This window comes from Butyrivibrio sp. ob235, from assembly GCF_900109475.1.
GTDB lineage: Bacteria > Bacillota > Clostridia > Lachnospirales > Lachnospiraceae > Butyrivibrio.
Genome location: NZ_FOBE01000024.1, coordinates 37,512 through 59,392, shown reverse-complemented (window position 1 = coordinate 59,392; position 21,881 = coordinate 37,512). Strand labels below are relative to the sequence as shown.

Sequence of the window (21,881 nt, the reverse complement as noted above, 5' to 3'; positions counted from 1 at the left end):
ATACTCCTTTTATACAGCATGACATCATGATGTATTGTTGTCATGTCTCTTTTATTATGCAATTTTTGAATACTGCCCTCTCGGCATTCCTGTATTCCGCAATATTTTTTGCAGTTCTTATCTTGTGTATATAGGGCTCAGCCGCTTGTCCATTTTCCTGTATCAAAAGATTTCCAACATAAAACCATATTTCTTTCATTTTATGCATTATTGATTCTTCTGCAGGAATTTCTACCTTGTAACAGTTTTCAAGTTCTCGGATAAAATCCTTTAATTCAAGAAGTGTTATTCCTGATCCTCCGCTTATCTGTCTTGCAAGTGCAGGATTTGCAACCAACCCTCTTCCCAGCATTACCTCGCATAAATCCGGAAACTGTCCTATGATTCGTTGATAATCCTCTACATGAAATATATTACCGTTATATCCTACAGGATTCTTACTGTTTTCATAAGCCCAGGAAAAAACCCCGATGTCAGGAAGTCCTTTATACATCTGAGTTCTAACCCTGGGATGTATTATTACACTTGAAAAGGGATACTTATTAAGTACAGGTAAAATATCTTCGAATTCATGTGGATTTACAAGTCCCAGCCTGGTTTTTACCGAAAATTTAATATCTCTTGTTATCTTATCGTCAAAAACTTCTGCAAACAATACATCAAGTCTTTCGGGGTCCTCCAGCATTCCTGAACCTTTGTGCTTACTTACTACTGTTCCCACCGGACAGCCCATATTCAGGTTTATCTCATCATATCCCCTCGAATGAAGCTCGCCCAATGCCCAAATTATCTCATCCGCATCATTTGCCATTATTTGCGGTATTATCCTTATTCCCTGCTCAGAATTGTTTTCAGGTAATATCTCACGGATATCTCTCTTTTTTATCGAATGATGCTTATAAATCGATAAAAACGGGGTATAGTAGACATCTATACCCTCCTCAAAGATTCTGTGATGAGCATTTCTGTAGCAATATAATGTTATGCCTTCCATCGGCGCAAAAGATGTTCGCATCGTACTAGTGTCTCCATAAATTCTTGGACATCAAAATCTCATCATGATAGGTCCCATCCATCATTTTGAAAGCCTGCGGAATCTGACCGCAATCTAAAAATCCCTTTTTCTTATATAATCTAAGTGCTCTTGCATTATCAGCAAAAACACTGAGCTCCAATCTCTCATATCCGCAATTCTCAGCAAGCTCTATAGCCTGATCAAGAAGATGTGACCCCAGTCCCAAATTCCAGTATTGTTTTCTCACCACAAGCTCTGCTGAAGCCCTGTGACGAGTTTTGAAGTTTAAACCCACAGGGCTTACTGAAGTGACTCCTACGATTAAATCCTCATCAAAAATCGCTATCATGCCAAGATGCTCAGCCCTTAAATAATTTCCTATGATTTCACGCTCTTTTTCCACGGAATTTTCAATTTCGTAGGGATACCTGGTCAGATATACTGTCTCACCGGCAACATCCCTCCTGAAAGCCAATACTTTCTCAGCATCTTCTGCCGTCGGAGTTCGAAGTTTTAATTCCATACCCCTTTTTGTTGTTACTCTTCTCTCCTCTACTCTCATAATGCTAAATTATCATCCCCCAAAACTACTAATTATTTTTATAATATCACGTGCTATAATTAAGTAAGTTTTTGACTATACTAGTCATTAATTGGCATTTCCAAAATGCTTTATGCACTCTTATATTATGCAACAAAAAATCCACAAAGTCGATAACTTCGTGGATTTTAGTTATATTAAATAATGTTATAATTTATAGACAGTTGGTTATCACGCGAGATGAGCGCACACATAATCATCAACTTCATGTCTTTCCTGGGTAAGATCGATGTTTTGAAGAATATCTGCCATTTTATCTGCGAATACCCTGTGTCCGTCCGCATTCATATGCACACCGTCAAAGGACATCTCAAGATCCCATTCACTTGCATCTGCAAAGAATATTCCGACTTCCTGCGCAATTATATCCAGTTCAGCAGAAAATCTCTTTCTCTGAGCCTCTGCCTCTTCCAGATTTTCATCCATATGAGGAAGTATTCTTGGAGGAGCAATTAGAAGAAATCCGGTTTTATTATCAATAAACTCTGTCCTTGCCAGCTGTCTTTCGATAAAATCTCTCATTTTTGTCGCAACCGTCTCAGCATCAGGAAGAGACATGCTTATAAGATCATTTGTTCCAAGCATAACTGCAAACAGATCAAGCGGACTATTCTCCAAAACTGTCTTGTCTAGAGATAAAAGGGAATAGGGATTATCCGGTATTACTCTGCCATTCATTCCATCAGCAAAAACTCGCCAATCTTCATACACCTTTGAAGCCAATATATCTGTCCATCTCTCTGATGCGGGAAGTCTTCCGCCCATCATTCCTCTGGGATCAAATCCGTATGTGTTCGAATCACCGTAAAAAAGCACTTTTTTCATATACATCGCCCATTCCTTTCTGTATTTTTCTTTATTTCCAAATTCAATATACCACACGAATTATGAATAATCTGTGTTTTTATAGTTTTTTTATGGAATTCAGCCTTTTTTTCGCAAATTTTCGCAATTTCTACACATTTTGACGCAATAATATCATTTTACTTTCCGATATATTGTATTTATTAAATTTTTATATGCTATATTTTGTGGTTGTTCTTTTCGTAAGTTTATGTTATCGTATTGACTGTATTTTTTAATCATTTTCTATAGGGGGAAGCGCAAAATTAGCGCGATTTGTACTATGACAAAAGACGTAAAAATCAGTTTCACAGACAAAAAACAGGTAATTAAGTTCGTGCAGATGAATTCAAGTTCATCTTGCCAGATCGATGTTCGCAGCGGTCACAGCTACATTGATGGCAAATCCATCATTGGTCTTCTTTCACTTAACTTATTGAAGCCTTTATATGTATCTGTAATCGGTGATAAGAACAAGATCGCAGCATTGATCAATGGTTATCAGGAATCACATCTTGTAGCCGGTTGATTCGGATGTAATTTAACCCCAATATTTTTTTATGTATTAAAAAAGAGCTCGTTTGAGCTCTTTTTTCTTTAGAAATTATCAAGAAGTTCCGATTCCATATCCTCATAGGAAAAAGTACTTTGCACATATTCTCCGACGATAGGACTTGCCTTTACTCCTGCTGATGTGTAATTATTCTTAATTGCCGCTATCATCCATCCAACAAAATTTTCCACATTACCGGATTGTCTCAAATATAAATCATACGCATTTTTTATCTTATCCAGGTTATAATTTGATGCCTTCAAAATAGACCTGATCTCTGAAATCTTAATCTTTTCGTCTATAATATCCTGTACCTGATCCATAAGCTCCAATTCACGTGCAGGATTTATAGTTGTTTCCTTCTGATTTAAATCATCACATGCGTTATTTTTATTCTTAACCCTCGGATTTACATCGATCTTAAATCTGATACTTACTACTTTTCCACCTCTTCCGGCCTTGACCGGTTCATAATCAAACCAGATACTGGTGGTTTCATTTAATTCTTTCTGTGCTTTATCAAGAGCAAACTTCTTGAAATTACCAAAAGTCTTAAGTTTACCTGCCCCATCCAGCTTGTCAGCCTGCTTCTCTATAGCATCGTAATCCGGATTTCCCTTCTTAAGTGCGCTGATTATTGCAGGATCTGCCTGAGAGTCGATTATTCCCAGACGAAGCTTTAAATCTGTAAGATGATACTGAACATAATATGGCCCTTCTTTTCTTGTAATAGCACGCTGTTTGTCCATTTCAGCCTTCAAAATCTCGTATAATCTGAATGAATATACGCTGTTAAGCTGTACAGCTTCTGCCAGACTAAGAACTGTATAATTGTTCTGAAGATTTGCCAGATAAGGAGTAATTTTACTGTTATAGCGCACATTCAGAACTCCGTTTTTGAAAGAGGCATCCGTAATGACATTTATGGCCTCAATCTCTCTGGTATCATCATTGGAATAGATAATTCTCCAGTCAAGAATTGATGGTTTTGACTTCACAGGCTCAATGGCAGCCTTTATATGTTCATAAAAAGAGCCACCCTTAACGCCAAAAATCTTCTTTAAGTCCGTTCCGTATATATTTGCTTCCAGTGTATTGCTATCCTGATTAAGCTCTGCCTTTGCTATACTTACTGCAAAGAGCTTCTGGACAAGAAGTGTAGATCTTCCTTTAGAATTGATCAGCGTATTTGCCTTTTTGTAATGCTGATTAGATAAAAAACTTTCAATAGCAGTTGTTTCTTCTTCCATCTGCTGTTTTGATTTGCGCCCCAAAACAACCTCCTTCACCCCAAAAGGTCTTTATTCATACCTTTTTAATACTAGCTTATTATAGAGCTATTATATCACACTGTAAACAAAAAATACCTGATTTTATTAAACTTCTTCCTTTTTGATAATATTATATACCCCTTAACTAATATCTTCTATTATATTCTATGTTATTTTATCGGTATATTGATAATTAGGGTTGACTATATGGGTCATTTATAAAATTGACTTATAGAGTACCAAATAAAATATATACCCATTTACTACTAATAAAGTATAAAATCTCCCCATAAACTACTAAATAAATCAAATTATATACCTTTTTTCTACTAACTTGGTCTTAAATATCCCCTTTTACTACTAACTATTCTTATATTAATCTTTTTCCGGTCAATGAAATTTGGCTAAAAAGCGCATTTTTTTCATTTTATCTACTTTACTGTACATTTATGTACCCTTTTTCTATCGAAGTTACTATAAAACCTCCCCAAAAACTTACTAAAAAGGATTTATATATCCCTTTTTTCTACTAAGTTATTAAAGTATATGCGATCTATAATAGAAATACTGCGAATCTGACGCGTTTTGATGCTTATTCCCCCGCTTAGGCCTGATCCCGAGACATTATGATATATATACCCAAAAACTACTTGGTTTTACCAATTTTCTTTTTTATCATCCCAAAAACTACTAATTAAATCTTCTAAAAATCCCTATTTTCTACTAACTACTACTTATTCTTTACTTTTTCTTTGTTTTATATGACCCATTTTTCTATCATCTTATTCCATTTAAGTAATTATCATGTACCAAATAACTACTTACCATAACCCCTTTTTCTATACAAAAAAACCTCGAAAGGCCCTTATTTTCTGGCATTTCGAGGTTATTAATTAATAAAGAATTTTGTTGTTAATTAATATATTGTTAACAACATACGTTGTTTAAATATTTAATTGTTCCATAAAGGATTTATATTTTAGATACAAATCTTTATTTTTCTCATAATCCTGTTCAATAAGATTACTAATATATTGCTGATAGGATATTTTACCGGATTGAGTCATAAAATCAACATATGATCTTAACTCTCCTAATCTAATATGTAGAACACCACTACTCTTCTCTTCAGGCATTAAAGGAATTGGTTTACGTCCAACATTTTTGGAAGCTTTTGTTGTTTCATTTTCATAAAAAGTAGTGGGCTGTACTGGAGGCTGCTCTGCATATACTACCTGTGGCTGCATAGCAGGAGCCGCTTCCTGAACATATGAAACTACTGGTTGAACAGGTTGCACCTGTTGTATAGGCTGAATCGGCTGAGCTGGCTGTACAGGTTGTGTGGGCTGCACTGGTACAGAGGATTGAACTACAGTCTGAGCATTTGTTGAAACTGATGCAGCTACAGGAGTAGCAACAGATATTTGCTGTTCTTGTGCAGGTACAGGCTGCGCAGCAGGCTGTACAGGTTCTGGAAGTACTTGTTCAATTTCTGGTTCCGGAACCTTCTTATTTAAAGGCTTTTCATCAATAACGGGTGTTTCAATAACATCAGATACAGTATCTTTTTTTGTTTCTTTCTTTGTTGTATTTTCTGCTTTCGCAGGTGTCTCTTGTATGGGCTGGTCATTGACCATTTTCTGGAAGTTTTTTGCCATTGCATTGTGCAAATTCTTTTTCATTTTGACTCCCCTTTCAGAAACTCTTTAACAAATGCTTCATAATCTTTTGTAGCACGTGCATTAGGTGCATATTCGAATAATGACTGATTAAGTGTCTGAGACTCCTCTACAGCGACATTTTGGTGTATTTTGGTGTTATATACCTTTATTTCATACTCTTTTGCCAGCATTTCAATACCTTCGAGCCAAATATTGGCATTATTGGTATTTCTGCAATTGGTTACGAGGATTCCGGCTACATCAAGATCAGGATTATTTAGTCTCTCTGACATGACAGATATCCATGAAAACAGCATATTTGCACCATTTGTTGCGAATGCCTCTGGTGTCATAGGAACTACAATCTTATCTGTAATTGCAAGTACATTCTGTGTAATAAGAGCCAATGTAGGGCTGCAATCAATAATACAATAATCATATTCCTTATTTAGCTTTTTCAATGCTCTTTTAAGCATAAATTCTCTGGAAGTAACACCTGAATAGTCCAAATCAGCAGAAGTAAATTCAATTCCTCCTATAATAAGGTCTAAATTGTTATTTATAGGTATCAAAGTGTCATTTATATCTGCTCCGGGCTCCCCTTTTTCTGACTTAAATACGTCAGATAATGTAGCTGCAGGTATGTTATATAGATCAATTCCTGCAGCCTGGCTGAGATTTTCCTGTGGATCAGAGTCAATCATAAGTACTTTGTAACGTTTTTTTGCCAAACCGGATGCTAATGCATAAGTAGATGTTGTTTTTGCAACGCCACCTTTTTGGTTGCAAAATGAAATTGTCTTCATATTCCCTCCCATTTATCACATTTAATCATTATATATTGTAACATTGCTGATTAGATGTGTAAAGATAAATATAAAATGATATATGTGTTATTTGATATAACAATATATAGATATATAAATATATTGCTAATAATATATTTATATATATGTATATATGTATATCAAAAAATAAATATAATAAGATACATATATATAAATAGAATAATGTAATATGCTAACATGACATCATTTAAATAATATAGATGTATATCAAAATAGCAATACATCATGATGTCATGTAGAATAATTAATGCTGAACATATAAAATGGTGTGGATAATACAATACAACAATACATCATAACAACATACTATATATTGATGCAATGATGTGTTGATCCATGATGCACCCTTGGCGTATATAGTTAGAGTTTTCGCTCAAATAATGATCGTTTTTATAATGATGTAATGACAACATGATATATAATTATATACAATATATAGTACCTACAATAATAATAAAAGCAATATATTGAGTTATGACTTGTATATATGTAGTAAGTTTGGCCTGAACTGGTTACATTATATACGTTTCAAAATACATGGTTATTAAGTTGGATAAATGATGTAGTGACATCATTATGTAAACATATCAAGAAACTTTGAATATAACAACATGATGACATGTTATAAATATATTAATGGAATATGAGATAATTGCATCGTTATGTAAACATGTATTTAGGTATAGACATAATAATGTATCAATATATATAAACATCAATATATTATGTTTACATGATATATATCTATATTATTAGAATGTAAGTATGATATAATAGTATCATTAGATGATGCATATATGATGTACAAATGTCTAAATAAAAAGATATAAATATATAAATAAAACAATATATTTAGAATAATAATCATCAATATGTAATAGTATTTATAAATAATGATGAACAAATATAAAGATGAAAATATATAAAAATGTGCATATACATTTATATTATGTTGATTTGTATACTTGATAATAATATAAAAAGATGATATTATATAAATGTATTTTGATTACAAATATGCATTTTTAAAATCTAAAAAAATAGAGAGTAAAACAGAATAAAATCACGGAAAAATTCGTGAAAAAATCCTGGGTTTTTATCCTGATTTTTCGACATATAAAGTGAAATTAAAAGTCCAGATCAGATGAAGGAAAGAATAGACTGACTAAAATTTAAAATATCTGTTTATTCTGGAAATTATAAAAATAATATAAATTAAGCAGATTATAATAGAACAGTGGAAACAATTTGATATATATCACGTGTTATATATAATGATATTTAGCGATATAGAGGATAATGAGTAATATTTATACACATATATATTAATATTGAATATATTGACTCAATTGGTTAACGTATATAAATAACATATATTATTAAATTGAAAAGCATTGTAAATAGCCAATATCATAAATAACTATAGATATTTAATAAAAAACAACGAAAATAATTTAGAATCCATTGACTGAAAAAGTCATTGGATTATTTTTTATATTGTATACACAATTTAAGGAGGTCGATAAAATGCATGAATTGAGCTATATCATAGATATTGTTAATGCAGTACAGGAAGAAGCCGAAAAAAATAATATTATGAAAGTAAAAAAAATAATTGTTGATGTAGGTGAGATGAGCGGCGTTGTGCCGTATTATTTACACAAATACTATCCGGAAGCAGTAAAAGGAACGAATTTGAGTGATACAGAGCTGGAAACCAACCTGATCGAAGTGCAAATTCAGTGCGAAGGGTGCGGAAATACATATCATCCGGACAAAGAAAACAGATATAAATGTCCTGATTGCGGAGAAAGAAAAGGAAAATTATTAAAGGGTAAAGGAATCCAGATAAATTCTTTAGAAATTGAGGAATGAATATAGATAATTTTTGCAGAATAAAGTGACAATCAAGAAATAAAAGTGCATTCTAATATAACATGATGACAATACAACTATATATAATGATGTCTTGATGGGCTTATATATACATTTTTTAGAATTTATTTCGAAACGGAACGAAATTTTATCATTTTTTAATTGTTTGAACGACGATTTAGGGTTTTTTTTGAAAAATTTATGATAAAATAGAAAATGAATTCGAGAGATTTACCGGAGCGCAAATTAAACATCCGGAATAGAAAATATGGAGGTTCATAATGGCTAAGAGAGTACTTATTACAGATGATGCCGCTTTTATGCGCATGATGTTGAAAGACATTCTGACAAAGGGTGGTTATGAGATTGCCGGCGAGGCCGAAAATGGTAAGATCGCAATCGACAAGTATAACGAACTTAAGCCTGATCTTGTAACTCTTGATATTACCATGCCGGAGCTTGATGGTATTGGTGCTCTGAAGGGTATAAAGGCTGCGGATCCCAATGCTTGTTGCATTATGTGCTCGGCTATGGGCCAGCAGGCGATGGTAATCGAATCAATACAGGCCGGTGCGAAGGACTTTATTGTTAAGCCTTTCCAGGCAGACCGTGTATTAGAGGCGGTTAAGAAGGCTATAGGATAAATAATAAAATAAATCAATAAAAGTGGACTAATATTTTTTACAGATGCACCGATATATTTATTAGCAACGGAAAGCAACCTGTTTCCATGGAAGGGAAACGACATGGAAACAGGTTTTTTATGCCCTTTTTTAGGGACCGTTGCAGTGATCAAAGGATGGATCGCAAGCTTGATAACCATATAGAAAGCTGCCGGGCTGCCCCCTGGCAGCTTTCACGTGTTATGCCCTTATAATGATAAAATATGGCCCATTTAGGGAGAAAAAACTTATAGGTGTTATGAATAGTATGATACAATACATTCTAAAAGAAACGGAGGACGGAAGAAGTGGGAAGTATTAAGGATCTTTACGGTAAAGGTAAAACAGTATTATCGTGTGAAATTTATCCGCCGAAAAAGGAGGATGAATTTAAAAATATTTATACAAAACTTGAGCAGCTCTCGGAAATCAAACCGGATTTTGTCAGCGTAACCTATGGTGCAGGCGGATCCAATGCCGGAAAGGCAGTTGAAATAGCGGATTACGCTAAGAATAAAGCGGGACTAGAAGTAGTTTCGCATATTACAAGCGTAGGCTTCAGTAAAGAAAAATTAGAGGAAGGCCTTAACAGATTTAAGGATATCGGGATTGAAAATATTCTGGTTTTAAGAGGCGACAGACCAAAGCTTATGACTGATGAGCAGTTCAATACACGTGATTTCCTCCATGCCAGCGATATGGCTGAATATATAAAGGGAAAAGGCATGGATTTTACTTTGCTTGGGGCATGCTATCCTCATAAGCATCCTGAGGCCAAAAGTGAAGAAGAGGATATAAACAATACAAAAACAAAGGTTGATAAGGGCTGTGATGTGCTCATATCGCAATTATTCTTCGAAAATGACTACTTTTATCGTCTGATCGATAAATTACATAACTTGGGTGTAAAAGCGCCCATATCGGCCGGAATAATGCCAATTACGAGTGCAAAGCAGTTAGGGACCACAGTAACCCTTTCGGGAACTACCGTTCCGGAGGAATTATCATCTATTATTTCCAAATATGGAGACAATCCTGAGGAAATGAAAAAATATGGTATTGATTATGCAATTAAACAGGCGTTGGAGTTAAAGAACAGAGGTGTTGACGGTATACATTTCTATATCATGAATAAGCCTGATCTGGCTAAAATACTGATGGATGCAGTTAGATAGGCACTTAAAATAACGCACGATATATAAAAGAGGCTATGAATTATAGAGAATATTCATAACCTCTTTAAATAATTAATTAAAGATATAATATATTACAACGATTTAAACTTTTCGGTTGTTTCATTTAACTGCTCGGTAACATCAGTATTTTGATTGATAGCAAGTGATATCTTTTTGATTCCGCCGACAATCTCGGTAGAGCTCTCAGCAGACAGTGAAATCGCTTTTGAACTCTCCTGAATGGAAGTGGTTATCATTTGGATAGATTCTGCCATTTCAGTCATTATTTCATTTAGATTTTCAGCTTTTTCGGTGAAGGATACAAGCATATCGTCCATCAAATCGGCTGTATGCTCATATTTTTCGCCTGTATCAACGAATTCATCATAATCTGCAAGAACGGTACCATTGATGAAATCCAGGGCATTCTGAGCGTTTTTAGCCAGTTTATTAACTGCTTCGGTTACTTCATTGCTTATAATCTGTATGTTTGCAGCGGTTTGTCTGCTGTTGTCGGCAAGGGCGCTAATTTCTGTTGCTACGACAGAAAAACCCTTTCCGGCTTCTCCGGCTCTTGCAGCCTCAATGGAAGCATTTAGCGAGAGCAGATTGGTTTGTGAAGCTATATCAAGTATGGTATTGGTAAGTTCGTTGATCTGTTCGACTTTCTCTGAATCCTTAACTGATTGAGAAAGTGTTTCGGAAAGAGCGGACATTTGATTGCCGGCATCGGCTTTTTTAGTGGTTACGCGAGATTTTAGCGTATTAGCCTCTTCTTTAATAGCGATTGCCGTTGCTGTACCTTTCTCAGCTTCATCTGTAATGGCCTTTGTAGCACCTGTGACATTGTTAACTTTAGAATTAATAGATGACACTGTTTCTGCAAGTGTCTCCATGTTTGCAGACAATTCTTCAAGGGCAGCTGAGGAATTTGTAACATTGTCGTCAGCCATCCTCAGTTGAGAAGCAACCTCTTCTGAAGAAGAAGTAAGTATCTGTGAACCATTCTTGACATCACGCATGATTCCTTGCAAAGTCTCGATAAAATGATTGATACCACCTGTTATAAATAACAGCTCTGATTTAGTTTTTGTTTTAATTCTAGCGGTCAAATCACCATTTCCCTGCTCAATGTCCGAGATGATTTTGTTTACTTCATCACTTATAGAGCGGATCTTTCTCACAATATTTTTATAACTTATAAAGAAATTGATAATAATCAGTATTAGAATTACAGCCATACCGACCATTGCAACAATTTTTCCGGATGCAAGGAGGGCATTCATCGAAGTTGTTGTCGCGTCCGACTGAGATGAAATTGCGTTATCAAGAGCTTTAGCGGAGTGGAAGATTGCAATTTTCTGAATCTCGGCTTTATCAAAGAGTATTTTATAAGCGGATTCCTGGTCTCCGGCGTCACATTTTGCGATGGCGGAATCGATAAGATTCGATAATCTTTGATACTGATTTGATATTTCTCCAAGCTGTGTTGTAGCTTCTTCATCATTGGCTGAAGCAAAATCTTCATTCAGGGCCTTTATATCGCTTTCAATGGTTGAACGTATGGCATTTATCTGCGGAAGAAGGGCTTCCTTTGTTTCAACAGCATCAGCAGCGATATATCCCGTAGTCTGATCGTATAAGGACATTACATCGGATTTTAATGCCGCTTCATGCTGAGTCAGGGTCATCATTGAGCCAAACATCTGAATACTGCTGTTTGTGGATCTTTGCATGGATGACATAACAAGATTCATTACAACTATGAAAGCTATCAGCATTAAAAGATTCAGAGCCATAAGTTGAAACAAGATTGAATCTTTCTTTTTGACTGTTATATTAGCTGGATTTTTTAATTCGTTACTAGTGTTATTATTCATTCTGCCACCCTCCTTAAAGCTTTGAATACCATTCGGAAGTGATGGATTTGACTTCATTTATAAAGCCTTCTGGATCCAGCTCTCCGGTGGCGAATTTATAGAAAGCAAATGAGAGACCGTTCTGTCCCAGTCCGGATGGCATATTCTGCCAGTGCCAGTTTGATGTCTTTCCGGCAGAAATATAACTTGATATGACCTTGGCGAACGGGTCAGAAGCTACATATTTACAGTCCGTAAAGGGACTGATAAATCCTGCGCTTTCAACAAGAATTTTCTGGCCGGAGTCCTCGGAGCACCATTGGAGGAATGCCTTTGCTTCTTCTACATTTCCTTCCTTGGGAATGGCCCACCAGGATGGAGCACTGGTAAGGATTGTGTCCTGTCCGTCCAAGAAACAATATGGAAGCATACCTACCTCAAAGTTTCCTGCAGCTGCATAATCTGCGGAAGAATCGCCTGTCATTGTAGCGCCTATCCAGGATCCCTGTGTTACGAAAGCATATTTTCCGGCTGCAAAATTGGCAACCTGTTCGTTGTATGCGCTTTCCGTAAGAACCGCAGGATCAGAATACTTTATAAAAAGGCTGATCATATTTGCAAAGGCTGAAAAACGCTCATCATCAATTTTTCCACCATCATTAAGCATATCAATATAAGTGGTATCAGTCCTGCCAAGTCCTGAGTCAAGGTAGGTGCCAAAGATATGGTTGCCTGCTGACCATCCTACATCATTTGGCTCTGCACAAAAGCCGATTACAGCGGTAAGACCAAGCTCGTTCTTTTTAGAATCAATGGTCTCAAATGCTGATTGCAGGGATTCCGGACCTGTGATTGAAGCAGGATCAATTCCGCATGAGGACAGGATGTTTGCATTATAGGCAAGGCCTATAGCCTCTGTAGTATAGGGGAATCCCAGAACGCCATAAGTGCTATCGGAATAGGAAGCATCAGTGCGTTGTACCCAGTCCTGGTCGCTTAAATCTTCAAGAAGACCATCCCAGTTACTGAAACCGGAAGCTTCGCAAGCGATTATATCAGGCATCTGATCGGAAAGATAATATCCCTTAAGCGTAGCCTGTGCATCTACGCCGGCGGGAACATTTATGACATTTACAGAGACGCCTGACTCTTTGGAGTATTCTTTTGCAAGATCCCCGATTTGAGAACCTACTTCGCTTTTTATGTTAAGTAGTGTAATAGTGCCGGGTTCTGCAGGTTGTTCTGCTTCCTGGGCAGTTTTTGAGCATCCTGCGGACATAAGAATTAGCGAAAAGGCAGTAATTACGGAAATAATCTTTCTATATACCATTTTTACCCATCCTTTCTGTGCAAAAACAAGAGAGCTAATACAGTACTATTTTAATTATATAGGCTAATAGTCGGCTGAATAATAAAAAGTTTATTAAATATCATTATATAGATTAACTAAATTATATTAACAGATACGGTATCAGAACATCAATACATCAGAACATCAATATATCAACACGCGCAGCAACAAATAGCGCACAATTAAATATTCCTTGTAAAATAGCGGCTAAAATACTATAATCGAAGGGCAGTATCTTTTAGAAAGACGAGGAAAAACGCATGAAATTTTCAGAGATGCCATATGAACACATAGATATGGATAAAGTGAAGGCTTTTTTTGAAAAGCTGATGGCGGACAGTAAGGACGCTAAGAGTGGAGAGGAGCAATTTGCACTCCACAAGAGCTACTATGATTTTATGAACGATATCAGAACCAATATGACCATAGGATGCTTTAGACATGATGTGGATACCAAAGAGGAGTTTTATGCCAAGGAGCAGGAATATATTGACGAAATCAGACCTGTTATTGCGCAGTACGATAATGACTACAAGAAGCTCATTTATAATTCGCCCTACAGAGATTATCTTGAGGAAAAGATCGGCAAGGTAGCTTTTAAAAATATGGAGCTTGAATTTGCTTCCATTGACGAGAAAATTCTTCCGCTTATGCAGGAGGAGAATGCCCTCATCAATAAGTATGACAATATTATTGCCTCTGCAAGGATTCCTTTTAAGGGAGAAGAGTACAATATTTCTTTGCTGAGAAAATTCCTTACAGGTAACGACAGAGATGATCGTAAGGCGGCCTGGAAGGCTCTTTCAGACTACTTTATGTCTGTGACCGATGAAATTGACGATATTTATGATAAACTCGTTAAAAACAGGACAAAACAGGCAAAAGAACTGGGATATGAGAACTACATCGAGCTTGGATACAACCGTATGATGAGAAATTCTTACAGAAGACCTCAGGTTGAGAATTTCAGAAAGCAGGTTAAGGATTCATTTGTTCCGCTTGTTTGCAAGATTCAGGAGAAACGCCGCGAAGAGATTGGCGTTACAGAGCTCAAGTACTATGATAACGAGGTTTATTTTAAAAACGGAAATCCTGCACCGATCGGGACACCTGAGGAGATCATGAAAGCCGGACAGGATATGTACAGAGAGCTTTCGCCTGAAACAGCTGAATTTATCGATGTTATGATCGAAAACGAGCTCTTTGATGTACTTGGAAGAAAGAACAAGAAACAGGGCGGATATATGGATTTCTTGCCGAAATACAAGGTTCCGTTCATTTTCGCTAATTTCAACGGTACAGCCGGTGATGTAGACGTTGTCACACATGAGTGCGGACATGCATTCCAGGGTTATGTGACAAAAGATGAAGAGATTACTGAGCACAACGATATAACGATGGAAACGGCAGAGATTCATTCAATGTCAATGGAGTATTTCACCTACAACTGGATGGATAAGTTCTTTGGTGACAGAAAAGATGATTACTTCAAGATGCACATAAGAGATTCAATTACATTCATTCCTTACGGATGTATGGTTGATGAATTCCAGCATATAGTATATGAGAAGCCTGAGATGACACCAGCTGAGAGAAAACAGGTATGGAAGGATCTGGAAAAGACCTACAGACCATGGCTCGATTTTGATGGTGATCCCTTCTTTGCAGAGGGTGGATTCTGGCAGAAGCAGGGACACATTTTCTGGTCACCTTTCTATTACATCGATTATGTGCTTGCAAGTGTAATTGCTATGCAGTTTAAGGTATGGATGGACAAGGATTACAAGGATGCTTGGAAACATTATCTTGATCTTTGTAAGATATCAGCAAGTAAGTTCTATGAAGATATGCTGGATGAGGTTGGATTAAAGAGTCCCTTCAGGGATGGCACAATCGCTGAACTTGCAGTAAACATGCAGGATAAGGCCAAATTGGAATAAAAAACGTAAAATAAAATGGCATGTGTTATTCTTCACATGCCATTTTTAATGCTCTAATTGTAGAATTATGCGTTATTTCTTTGCTAAAAGCGCATCTAGCTTCTCTTTGTTAATCTGACCATTTGCTACGGTATTAGCCATCCAGATCTTAAGAGACTCTACTGTCTGGTCAATCTGAGCGAGCTGCTTCTGGATATTAACGAAATCAGGAAGCTCGTCATCAGAGATAATGCCATCTGCAGTGATGTCTATAAGCCTGTTTCTCTGTTCGTCAAGCGAATTGAGAGAAGAAAGCATGGCAAGTACAATCTCGGAGAGAGTTGACTCTTTGGCAACAGGTACGGAATCCTGACCGATTCTGCACTCGTGTGTACAGTAAAAATTGCATAATTCGGGCTTTTTATAGGCCTCTGCCATAGCAACAACATCTTCCGGCTGAATCGCAGTCTTTTCGGTTTCTATTTTTTCAAGGCGGCTTTCGCTGATAAAACCGATACGCTCACTGGCCTGTGCTCTTGTGAGACCTGCTTCCTCGCGGCTTTCAAAGTAAATATTCTTGTTTTCCTTGATGGATTTTTTCCCCATTTTTGCTCCTCCATAGAACTCTTTCATTCAATAATATACGAGATTACAGCACTTGTCTAATAATATATGCAGGCAATTTGAAAATTACACAATAAAAACCCCGGAGATCCGGAGTTTTTATCGTAGAAGAAGGTTTATAGAATAAGGATTATACTGCTGTGTTCTGCTTTGTAAGATTTATCCATCCCTTTATATCTGATACTCCGGGATATAACTTATATCCGCCCTCTTCGGGGATGGCAAGTGTGGGAGCCTGCATGATACCCAGCTCCTGAGCAAGGTCTGAGTTGTCATTTGCATCCATAAGCTCGTATTTGACACCGGCTGTATCCAGAAGAGCAGTGGCTATTTTGCAATTTGGACAAGTCTTTGTCTTGAATAAAAGTACCGAATTCATATCGGGTGTTTTTATATTTATCAGGTTGTTTTCAAGCTCTGCGGCAGTTTTTACTGAAACTGATACATTCTCGCGTTTCAAAGTTGAATGTGCTACATCATATACTTTTCGATCTTTATATTCCTGAGCCTTACCATCGTTCCAGTTTGCAACAGGACGATAATAACCTGTAATACGGCTGTAAACCTCGGTTTTTGCACCGCATATAGGACAAACAGTCTGCTCACCGGAGAGATATCCGTGTTCCTTACAAATAGAATAGGTTGGTGACATGGTGTAGTAAGGAAGCTTGTAGTTCTCGGCAATTTTTCGCACAAGATTGGCAGCGGCTTTCCAGTCAGGAAGCTTTTCTCCTAAAAATGCATGGAATACGGTTCCCGAGGTATACAATGTCTGTAATTCATCCTGAATATCAAGAGCTGAGAAAATATCCTCAGTGTAGCCTACAGGCAGATGGGATGAATTGGTGTAATAAGGCGTTTCAGCCATGTTCGCGGTTATGATATCTGGATAAAGTTCCTTATCATGCTTAGCAAAGCGATATGTGGTGGATTCAGCAGGTGTAGCCTCGAGGTTGTAGAGATCACCGTACTGCTCCTGGTAATCGGATAGACGGTCTCTCATATGGGTGAGAACTTCCTTGGTAAACTGCTGAACTTTCTCGTTTGTCATGTCGGCTCTAAGCCACTTTGCATTCAGACCCACTTCGTTCATTCCGATAAGTCCAATGGTTGAGAAGTGGTTGCTGAAGGATCCGAGATATCTCTTGGTGTAAGGATATAAGCCCTGTTCAAGAAGTTTGCTAATAACCTGACGCTTAGTATTAAGGCTTCTTGCAGCGACATCCATGAGATGATCCAATTGACTGTAGAAGTCATTTTTGTCCTTCGCAAGGTATGCTATTCTGGGCATGTTGATAGTAACTACGCCGATAGAACCTGTTGATTCGCCGGACCCGAAGAATCCGCCTGATTTTTTCCTTAGTTCGCGAAGATCGAGGCGCAGTCTGCAGCACATGGAACGAACATCGCTGGGCTCCATGTCTGAATTTATATAATTTGAGAAATACGGTGTGCCGTATTTTGCAGTCATTTCGAAGAGAAGTTTGTTATTTTCAGTCTCGCTCCAATCAAAATCACTTGTTATTGAATAGGTGGGGATGGGATACTGGAATCCACGTCCGTTGGCATCTCCTTCAATCATTATCTCGATAAATGCCTTGTTGACCATGTCCATCTCACGCTGGCAGTCGCCATAGGTGAAATCAACTTCTTTTCCGCCGACAATAGCGTTAAGGTTCCTAAGATCGGCAGGAACGGTCCAATCCAGAGTGATGTTGGAAAACGGTGCCTGTGTGCCCCATCTGCTTGGAGTATTGACTCCGTAAACAAAGGACTGGATACACTGCTTGACATCTTCATAGGAAAGGTTATCAATTTTCACGAAAGGAGCAAGATATGTATCAAATGACGAGAAAGCCTGCGCACCTGCCCACTCGTTCTGCATGATTCCAAGGAAATTGACCATCTGGTTGCAAAGAGTGGAGAGATGGTTGGCAGGAGCGGATGTAATCTTGCCGGGAATGCCGCCAAGTCCTTCCTGAATCAGCTGTTTAAGACTCCATCCTGCGCAATATCCTGATAGCATGGCAAGGTCATGGATGTGAATTGCAGCGCTTCTGTGAGCTTTTGCAATCTCTTCGTCATATACCTCTGACAGCCAGTAATTTGCTGTAATGGCGCCTGAATTTGAGAGAATGAGACCACCGATAGAGTAGGTAACCGTTGAATTCTCCTTAACACGCCAGTCATTGATTTTGAGGTAGTCATTTACAAGATCCTTGTAGTTTAAAAGTGCAGAGTTGATATTGCGGACCTTCTCACGCTGTTTTCTGTAGAGAATGTAAGTCTTGGCAACGTCGGAATAACCTGATTCTGAGAGCACTTTCTCAACACTGTCCTGAATCTGTTCTACTGTTATCTTATTGTTTGAGATTTTGCTTTCGAAATCTGAAGCTACCCGAAGAGCCACAAGATCTATCACACTTGTGTGATAGGGCTTATCAAGAGCTACAAAAGCTTTGATTATAGCAGATGATATTTTTGAAATATCAAAACTCGCAATACTACCGTCTCGTTTTACTACATCATACATAAGAACACCCCCAAAAAACTTAAATACCCACTACATATAAGGTATCACATAAAATGTGGACGGTCAATATATAGGTAATTTATTAATTATAAACACTATATATTGTGTTATCCGTTTCTTTGCGGCAAAAACGGCATGATTACAAGTGTTTCTTAAAAGAGCTATTTCAGATATGTTTTGTTTGCCTTATAATATTAGACGTGATAAATTATTTTCTTATGACAGAGGTTAATGCAATTGAAACAATATAATTATGAATTTACTGCAGCATCAGAGGTAACCAAGGCTTTATCAGAGGTCTATGCATATACTCAGAGAACGTCGTTCAAGTCTATACTTTTCCACTTGTACACCATAGCATTTGGCAGGGAAGAGATACATGAAATCCAGCAGGAAATAAAAGAGATGTATCCCGATGCACATATAGCAGGTACCAGTTCAAATGGGGACATCTGTGATGGCCATTTGGCTGAATACGGACTGGTTATGGCTGTTTCTATTTTTGAGAGTACAGAGATTGGTGTTCATCTTTTTGAAACAGAAGAAGGCCGCGAAGAGGACACGGGAAGAGATATTTGTCGCAGCATAGATGTAACGGATAGCATAAAAGCCGCAGAAATACTAATGACCTTGAAATCTATAAACAGTACCAAGATTCTCAGGGAAGCTGAAAAGTGCGAGAAAAGTGTAAAAATCTTTGGGGCAGGTAGTGCAGGGAAAAAGATTGAAGAAAACGTAACAATGGTTATCGGGGATACTGAAACGTCGGAGCATGGCGTAGTTCTTGTGACTTACTCGGGTGATGATTTTCATATAGATATTCATCATGCTATCGGATGGAAGCCGCTAGGAAGAGATCTGACCGTAACCAGGATAGAGGATAAGAGGCTGTACGAGCTTGACGGGGTGCCGGCGGGTGATATCTACAGTAAATATCTGGACATACAGGCAGATGAGAATTTCTTTGCCAATATTTTGGAATTCCCGATTATGTCCAACCAGCATGGACATGAAGTACTGCGTATGCCGTTTTCCTGCAATACCGAGGATAGATCACTAATGCTTGCGGCTGATATTAAGCAGGGTTCTAAGGTTAACCTGTCCTACGGAGATCCTGACGTTATTAAATCCGATGTTGAGGACCTTGTGTGGAATGTAAGAAGCTTTGCTCCACAGGCAGTATTTCTATATTCCTGCGGCGTCAGACGCCTCTATTGGAAATATCTGATTAATAAGGAGACCGGTCCATTCAGCCTGATTGCGCCTGTAAGTGGTTTTTATTCAAGTGGCGAGATCATGCGTATGGGTGAATACATAATCGAACATCATGTTACGCTTATGGCTATCGGAATGCGAGAGGGCGGACAGGCTATGTCGCAGCCTACTGGTATAGGAGATAAGGAGATAGAGGTTCCTGAGGAGCACAAGATGCATGATCAGCTGTCAATGGTTAGAAGATTGGCTAATTTCATAAATGTGACAGCAGCTGAGCTTCGGGAAGCAAATGAGAATCTGCAGGAAAAATTGCAGGATAGAACTAAAAATTAATAGGAGATATAATAAATTATGAAAAGTAGAAAAAGTTTTGTTGTTTCGGGGGTTTTTGCTCTTCTTGCGCTGATTCTGATTATTCTTGTTAAGAATGTGGATGTTGCCGTAGTTCCGGAGACGGGTAAGCCGATGGGATTTTATAGCATAAATACTGCATTTCATAACATTTTCGGAATAAATATCATATGGTATAAAATAACGGAGATTTTCGGAATTCTTGCACTTCTGGTGTGTGCTGTGTTTGCTCTGATCGGACTTTTACAACTTATAAAAAGAAAAAGCATAACCGAAGTCGACCCTGTTATCATAAAGCTTGGATGCCTTTATGCGGTGGTTATAGCTCTTTATGCATTGTTTGAAAAGGTGATTATCAATTACAGGCCGATAATAATGCCGGATGCTACCGAAGCGGAAGCTTCATTCCCGTCCTCGCATACAATGCTCATCTGCGTGGTAATGGCCAGCACAATTATGGTAATTGGGAATTATATTAAAGATGAAAAGCTGTTGAAGCTTCTGAAGATCTGCTGCGCAGTAATTATGGTTGTTACCGTAGTGGGCAGACTTATCTGCGGAGTACACTGGCTTACAGATATTCTTGGAGGAATTCTTATAAGTTCGGCACTCCTTTTCCTATTTAAAGGCATAGCAGATAAGGATCTAAGATAATAATAGCAAGAGATATTAAATATATATGAGTTAGTGACTGGCCCAGTCAGCGATAATGTCCGCTGTCTGGGTTATTTGATTATAATTGGTGATTTCCGGCTCTCCATCACCGCTTTGGATACCATAACTTCCAAAATAGGAATGAATGCCGCCGAGAATGATATGCTCCTCGGAATCCTTAGGCCAGTATTTCTTGCTCTTTTCATAATTTTCACGATCGAGTACTTGGTCATTCGAGCCATAAATCGAAAGGAGACGGAGATTGCTGTTTGATAGATCTTCCGTCGGATATGAAGCGCAAAGAATAATTCCGCTGTACTCAGAAGACATAGTTACATCTTCAGAACTGCCGCCTTCTTCGGGGATGAGGTTTTTCCCAAGATGAACACATGCAGCAACGCCTCCGAGAGAATGCCCTGCCAAGTACCAGTCGAGTTCCTCAGCTTCCTTGTTGAATTCCTCATACCCGGAAGTGATTCGGTCTACTGCATTTGTGCTAAGCAGTGCCAGGTTTTCAGGCATTCTTGGTAAAAGGCATATATATCCTCTTGCAGCAAGCTCATACATAAGTCCGTTGTAGGAGGTATATTCTACTTTTCCGCCCGGATAAAATACAATAACAGCCTTAATTTCCTGCTTTTGAGGGATAAAGACCGCTCCGTCTTTGGTTGAATATGAGTGCACGTCATTTCGAAGTAATTCCTGAATGTTCTCAGTAATGCTCAGGTCTGCGCGGTAGTAGCTGCTTGTGTACAGCTTGAAAGCGATTATGAGAACAGCAGCAATAAAAATGAGTGCTATTATTATCCATTTAAGAAATTTTTTTATTTTTTTCAAAGCATCACGCCTTCTTTACGGTATTTTTTTTATA

At 37.6% G+C, this 21,881-nt stretch carries 18 protein-coding genes; 7 read left to right on the top strand and 11 right to left on the bottom strand.

Annotated features, from left to right (window positions below):
* Positions 1-40: 40 nt before the first annotated feature.
* From BMW61_RS15255 to BMW61_RS15245, 3 genes are all read right to left on the bottom strand, one after another.
* Positions 41-1,015: a tRNA dihydrouridine synthase gene (locus tag BMW61_RS15255; protein ID WP_091823651.1), complete on the bottom strand. Its 975-nt coding sequence runs from the start codon at positions 1,013-1,015 to the stop codon at positions 41-43.
* A gap of 4 nt (positions 1,016-1,019) precedes the next feature.
* Positions 1,020-1,577, bottom strand: coding sequence for a GNAT family N-acetyltransferase (locus BMW61_RS15250; protein ID WP_022761211.1), 558 nt, complete (start codon positions 1,575-1,577; stop codon positions 1,020-1,022).
* A 210-nt stretch (positions 1,578-1,787) separates the two neighbouring features.
* On the bottom strand, positions 1,788-2,441 hold the full coding sequence (locus BMW61_RS15245; protein ID WP_175475245.1) for a GDSL-type esterase/lipase family protein: 654 nt from the start codon (positions 2,439-2,441) through the stop codon (positions 1,788-1,790).
* A 301-nt stretch (positions 2,442-2,742) separates the two neighbouring features.
* On the opposite strand from BMW61_RS15245, the gene BMW61_RS15240 reads away from it, so the two are divergent.
* Complete coding sequence (locus BMW61_RS15240) at positions 2,743-2,988, top strand: PTS sugar transporter (RefSeq protein ID WP_022761209.1); 246 nt, start codon at positions 2,743-2,745, stop codon at positions 2,986-2,988.
* A 68-nt stretch (positions 2,989-3,056) separates the two neighbouring features.
* Here BMW61_RS15240 and BMW61_RS15235 read toward each other — a convergent pair whose 3' ends face one another.
* The 3 genes from BMW61_RS15235 to BMW61_RS15225 form a co-directional block, all read right to left on the bottom strand.
* The gene (locus BMW61_RS15235) at positions 3,057-4,286 is read right to left on the bottom strand and encodes a replication initiation protein (RefSeq protein ID WP_091823648.1); all 1,230 of its coding nucleotides are present in this window, start codon (positions 4,284-4,286) and stop codon (positions 3,057-3,059) included.
* A 941-nt stretch (positions 4,287-5,227) separates the two neighbouring features.
* Positions 5,228-5,965, bottom strand: coding sequence for a hypothetical protein (locus BMW61_RS15230; RefSeq protein ID WP_091823645.1), 738 nt, complete (start codon positions 5,963-5,965; stop codon positions 5,228-5,230).
* Positions 5,962-6,750 carry a ParA family protein gene (locus BMW61_RS15225; protein WP_022761206.1) on the bottom strand — a complete coding sequence of 263 codons (789 nt, stop codon included), beginning with the start codon at positions 6,748-6,750 and terminating at the stop codon, positions 5,962-5,964. The genes BMW61_RS15230 and BMW61_RS15225 overlap by 4 nt, the downstream gene beginning before the upstream one ends.
* 1,506 nt (positions 6,751-8,256) lie before the next feature.
* Between BMW61_RS15225 and BMW61_RS15220 the strand changes: the two genes are divergently transcribed.
* From BMW61_RS15220 to BMW61_RS15210, 3 genes are all read left to right on the top strand, one after another.
* Positions 8,257-8,667 carry a hydrogenase maturation nickel metallochaperone HypA/HybF gene (locus tag BMW61_RS15220; protein ID WP_242876761.1) on the top strand — a complete coding sequence of 137 codons (411 nt, stop codon included), beginning with the start codon at positions 8,257-8,259 and terminating at the stop codon, positions 8,665-8,667.
* Positions 8,668-8,948: 281 nt separating this feature from the next.
* Positions 8,949-9,311 (top strand): response regulator, encoded by a 363-nt coding sequence (locus BMW61_RS15215; RefSeq protein WP_022761203.1) that lies wholly within the window; start codon positions 8,949-8,951, stop codon positions 9,309-9,311.
* A gap of 326 nt (positions 9,312-9,637) precedes the next feature.
* On the top strand, positions 9,638-10,504 hold the full coding sequence (locus BMW61_RS15210; protein ID WP_242876759.1) for a methylenetetrahydrofolate reductase: 867 nt from the start codon (positions 9,638-9,640) through the stop codon (positions 10,502-10,504).
* A 92-nt stretch (positions 10,505-10,596) separates the two neighbouring features.
* On the opposite strand, the gene BMW61_RS15205 is transcribed toward BMW61_RS15210, so the two are convergent.
* Positions 10,597-12,384, bottom strand: coding sequence for a methyl-accepting chemotaxis protein (locus BMW61_RS15205; protein ID WP_175475244.1), 1,788 nt, complete (start codon positions 12,382-12,384; stop codon positions 10,597-10,599).
* Positions 12,385-12,397: 13 nt separating this feature from the next.
* On the bottom strand, positions 12,398-13,693 hold the full coding sequence (locus BMW61_RS15200; RefSeq protein ID WP_091823640.1) for an ABC transporter substrate-binding protein: 1,296 nt from the start codon (positions 13,691-13,693) through the stop codon (positions 12,398-12,400).
* Positions 13,694-13,974: 281 nt separating this feature from the next.
* Here BMW61_RS15200 and BMW61_RS15195 point away from each other — a divergent pair, with 281 nt between their 5' ends.
* Positions 13,975-15,654: a M3 family oligoendopeptidase gene (locus BMW61_RS15195; protein ID WP_026498137.1), complete on the top strand. Its 1,680-nt coding sequence runs from the start codon at positions 13,975-13,977 to the stop codon at positions 15,652-15,654.
* A gap of 72 nt (positions 15,655-15,726) precedes the next feature.
* Here BMW61_RS15195 and BMW61_RS15190 read toward each other — a convergent pair whose 3' ends face one another.
* Together BMW61_RS15190 and BMW61_RS15185 are read right to left on the bottom strand one after the other, a co-directional pair.
* Complete coding sequence (locus BMW61_RS15190; protein WP_091823637.1) at positions 15,727-16,239, bottom strand: helix-turn-helix domain-containing protein; 513 nt, start codon at positions 16,237-16,239, stop codon at positions 15,727-15,729.
* Between the two features lie 148 nt (positions 16,240-16,387).
* On the bottom strand, positions 16,388-18,790 hold the full coding sequence (locus BMW61_RS15185; protein WP_026498135.1) for a ribonucleoside triphosphate reductase: 2,403 nt from the start codon (positions 18,788-18,790) through the stop codon (positions 16,388-16,390).
* A 237-nt stretch (positions 18,791-19,027) separates the two neighbouring features.
* Here BMW61_RS15185 and BMW61_RS15180 point away from each other — a divergent pair, with 237 nt between their 5' ends.
* Together BMW61_RS15180 and BMW61_RS15175 are read left to right on the top strand one after the other, a co-directional pair.
* Positions 19,028-20,338, top strand: coding sequence for an FIST signal transduction protein (locus BMW61_RS15180; RefSeq protein WP_175475243.1), 1,311 nt, complete (start codon positions 19,028-19,030; stop codon positions 20,336-20,338).
* A gap of 18 nt (positions 20,339-20,356) precedes the next feature.
* Positions 20,357-21,010 (top strand): phosphatase PAP2 family protein, encoded by a 654-nt coding sequence (locus BMW61_RS15175; RefSeq protein WP_091823631.1) that lies wholly within the window; start codon positions 20,357-20,359, stop codon positions 21,008-21,010.
* 30 nt (positions 21,011-21,040) lie between these two features.
* Here BMW61_RS15175 and BMW61_RS15170 read toward each other — a convergent pair whose 3' ends face one another.
* Positions 21,041-21,847 carry an alpha/beta hydrolase gene (locus BMW61_RS15170; protein ID WP_091823628.1) on the bottom strand — a complete coding sequence of 269 codons (807 nt, stop codon included), beginning with the start codon at positions 21,845-21,847 and terminating at the stop codon, positions 21,041-21,043.
* Positions 21,848-21,881 lie beyond the last annotated feature (34 nt).

What these genes read in the sequence shown, in the direction of transcription:
- BMW61_RS15255 (WP_091823651.1), bottom strand. Translation starts at nt 1,015, where the DNA reads ATGCGAACATCTTTTGCGCCGATGGAAGGCATAACATTATATTGCTAC.
- BMW61_RS15250 (WP_022761211.1), bottom strand. Translation starts at nt 1,577, where the DNA reads ATGAGAGTAGAGGAGAGAAGAGTAACAACAAAAAGGGGTATGGAATTA.
- BMW61_RS15245 (WP_175475245.1), bottom strand. Translation starts at nt 2,441, where the DNA reads ATGAAAAAAGTGCTTTTTTACGGTGATTCGAACACATACGGATTTGAT.
- BMW61_RS15240 (WP_022761209.1), top strand. Translation starts at nt 2,743, where the DNA reads ATGACAAAAGACGTAAAAATCAGTTTCACAGACAAAAAACAGGTAATT.
- BMW61_RS15230 (WP_091823645.1), bottom strand. Translation starts at nt 5,965, where the DNA reads ATGAAAAAGAATTTGCACAATGCAATGGCAAAAAACTTCCAGAAAATG.
- BMW61_RS15225 (WP_022761206.1), bottom strand. Translation starts at nt 6,750, where the DNA reads ATGAAGACAATTTCATTTTGCAACCAAAAAGGTGGCGTTGCAAAAACA.
- BMW61_RS15215 (WP_022761203.1), top strand. Translation starts at nt 8,949, where the DNA reads ATGGCTAAGAGAGTACTTATTACAGATGATGCCGCTTTTATGCGCATG.
- BMW61_RS15205 (WP_175475244.1), bottom strand. Translation starts at nt 12,384, where the DNA reads ATGAATAATAACACTAGTAACGAATTAAAAAATCCAGCTAATATAACA.
- BMW61_RS15200 (WP_091823640.1), bottom strand. Translation starts at nt 13,693, where the DNA reads ATGGTATATAGAAAGATTATTTCCGTAATTACTGCCTTTTCGCTAATT.
- BMW61_RS15195 (WP_026498137.1), top strand. Translation starts at nt 13,975, where the DNA reads ATGAAATTTTCAGAGATGCCATATGAACACATAGATATGGATAAAGTG.
- BMW61_RS15190 (WP_091823637.1), bottom strand. Translation starts at nt 16,239, where the DNA reads ATGGGGAAAAAATCCATCAAGGAAAACAAGAATATTTACTTTGAAAGC.
- BMW61_RS15185 (WP_026498135.1), bottom strand. Translation starts at nt 18,790, where the DNA reads ATGTATGATGTAGTAAAACGAGACGGTAGTATTGCGAGTTTTGATATT.
- BMW61_RS15175 (WP_091823631.1), top strand. Translation starts at nt 20,357, where the DNA reads ATGAAAAGTAGAAAAAGTTTTGTTGTTTCGGGGGTTTTTGCTCTTCTT.